We start from the raw sequence: 2,245 nt of genomic DNA, 5'->3' as shown, positions 1-2,245 counted from the left end.
AGCGTGGGTTCTCGGTTATCGGTGCTGTTTCTGGGACACTAGCTTGTCTTAGTGCATTAGAGGTAATAAAGCTGATTACTAAGTTTAGTCAACCCTTATTGTCACAACTGCTGACAATCGACTTGATGCGAATGGAATTTGCCAAACGACATTCTTATCATGATCCTTCATGTCTGGTGTGTGGTAGCCGTTCTTGCTCGGAAAATTCGTAAACAACATCTTTATAAACAACCGAATCTACTCGATGAGCCAAGTCTCTGTTATTTTGACTCTTTAAATACTTCATAGTAGCTTACCATTACAATGACATTAATACTCTCGCAAGCAGATTACTTAAAACTACTATACCAAGCAGAAATAATTCAGAATAATGATAGTTCAGATAATTTTGACATCACCAGAAAGTATCAATTTGGGGAAGGGTATTGGCGACAGATTCAGCTACGAGATAGCATATCTTTAGACATTTCCAATTATCAGCAGCCCAAATCATTCATTTTAAAACTTCATGAGCGAAAGCATCCATTAGAATTTCGATTCCTTATTTTGTTAGAGAGCGAATTTAAAAACCTTGAGTTCAAGACAGGAGAATACTTTTTAAGTGGCAGTGGTATGGCATCTGAATGCGCTGTATTAGAGCCATCAGCGCGGATAGTAGAAGTAGCTATTCACCTACATCCAAATGTGTTTCATAGCTTTGCAGAAAATACATCTGGTAAACTTACTAGAGAATTACAACATTTAATTAGACGTTGGGATCAACCAACTTATGAACGCTATGGAACTCAAATTCCTGCAATGCAAATAGTAGTACAGCAAATTCTTCAATGTCCATACCAAGGCTTTACTAAACAAATTTATCTTGAAGGTAAGGTTTGGGAACTGGTAGCAATGCTAGTCGAGCAAGAAGTACAAATCAACCAAGGTTGCTTCCAGATTAATAAACTCAAGCCATCAGATATTGACCGCATCTACAATGTTAGAGAAATTCTGTTGAAACATCTAGACAACCCACCATCTCTTATTGAACTAGCACGACAAGTAGGTTTAAATGATTGCACAATGAAGCAAGGCTTTAAGCAGGTTTTTGGGACTACGGTGTTTGGCTATCTGCATCACTGCCGAATGGAACTAGCTTATAAGCTGCTTATTGAAAGAAATATGAATGTCACAGAAGTAGCCAGAACAGTAGGTTATGCTAGCTTACCTTCATTTAGTAATGCTTTTCGTAAGAAGTTTGGGGTAAGTCCTAAGTCCTGTCAGAGATAAAAATTCCGGATGGAATAAAAAAAATTCCGGCTCGAATAAGACGCAAACACTGAAAAGTTATATATTTTTACAATAATTGGGTTGGTATAAATACATTTTTTCACCAACTTAGTTAGTAATAGTAATTGGGAGCTATGGACTGAAAGGAAAATTATACTTAATTCTCAATTTAAATACATAGTATTCCCTAAGTGGTGTGTGTAAAAATGTTTATCAGACTACCATATCCTGCTATTTGCTGGTTAATATCTGTTGTTTCTCTAACTTTAGCCAATCCAGCATATTCTGAACAACCGTTAGTCAAAAAAACTTTAGTACGCTCAGGTGAAGCTTTCAAAGAAATTCAAAGATTGAATCAGCTACAGCCGCTCTTTTGAACAAGTAACAGGTGCAGCTCGAGATGGCAGCCTTTTTAAACCACAGCGGGGTACTCAGTATGAAGTGGGCGTTAAGACTGATTTATTCGATAACAAACTCTCAGCAACACTTGCTTTATATGAACTGACACTAACTAACGTTTTGACTTCCGATCCTATCAATCCGGATTTTGATGTGCAAACAGGAGAACAAAGAAGTCGAGGAGTAGAACTGAGTGTCACAGGAGAGATTCTTCCTGGTTGGAATGTGATTGGCTTCTACGGTTATACAGATGCACGCGTTACCAAAGACAATAACATTCCAGTCGGGAATCGAGTATTTGGAGTACCAGATAATGTCGCTAGTTTGTGGACAACTTATACTTTTCCTACTGGCTCTCTCAAAGGTTTTGGAGGTGGAATTGGCTTTAACTACGTTGGAGATAAAAAGCCAGACAGTTTGAATACTTTTACGATCCCAAGTTACTTTCTCACCGACGCAGCTCTGTACTATCGGAATAATAATTTTAGCATTGGACTCAACTTGAATAACATATTTAATGTTCGATATTATGAAGCAAGCTTTAGCAATCTCCAAAGGATTATTCCTGGTCGTCCGT

The 2,245-nt window shown here is 37.7% G+C and carries 3 protein-coding genes and 1 pseudogene; 3 read left to right on the top strand and 1 reads right to left on the bottom strand.

Going from position 1 to position 2,245, the window contains the following annotated elements; translation table 11 throughout:
* Positions 1 to 212 (top strand): annotated as a pseudogene (locus tag LC574_RS36635) (protein hesA); the annotation flags it as partial.
* Between the two features lie 91 nt (positions 213 to 303).
* Positions 304 to 1,269: an AraC family transcriptional regulator gene (locus LC574_RS36630; RefSeq protein ID WP_229458528.1), complete on the top strand. Its 966-nt coding sequence runs from the start codon at positions 304 to 306 to the stop codon at positions 1,267 to 1,269.
* A gap of 187 nt (positions 1,270 to 1,456) precedes the next feature.
* Here the strand turns inward: LC574_RS36630 and LC574_RS36625 are convergent, their stop codons facing one another.
* The gene (locus tag LC574_RS36625; RefSeq protein ID WP_229458527.1) at positions 1,457 to 1,606 is read right to left on the bottom strand and encodes a hypothetical protein; all 150 of its coding nucleotides are present in this window, start codon (positions 1,604 to 1,606) and stop codon (positions 1,457 to 1,459) included.
* A gap of 17 nt (positions 1,607 to 1,623) precedes the next feature.
* On the opposite strand from LC574_RS36625, the gene LC574_RS36620 reads away from it, so the two are divergent.
* Positions 1,624 to 2,245 (top strand): TonB-dependent siderophore receptor (locus LC574_RS36620; RefSeq protein ID WP_368736784.1); only part of this gene is annotated, 622 nt, incomplete at its 3' end.

It is taken from the genome of Nostoc sp. CHAB 5715 (assembly GCF_020829685.1).
In the GTDB taxonomy this organism is placed as follows: domain Bacteria; phylum Cyanobacteriota; class Cyanobacteriia; order Cyanobacteriales; family Nostocaceae; genus Nostoc.
This window is presented reverse-complemented; position numbering and strand designations above follow the sequence as displayed.

What these genes read in the sequence shown, in the direction of transcription:
- LC574_RS36630 (WP_229458528.1), top strand. Translation starts at nt 304, where the DNA reads ATGACATTAATACTCTCGCAAGCAGATTACTTAAAACTACTATACCAA.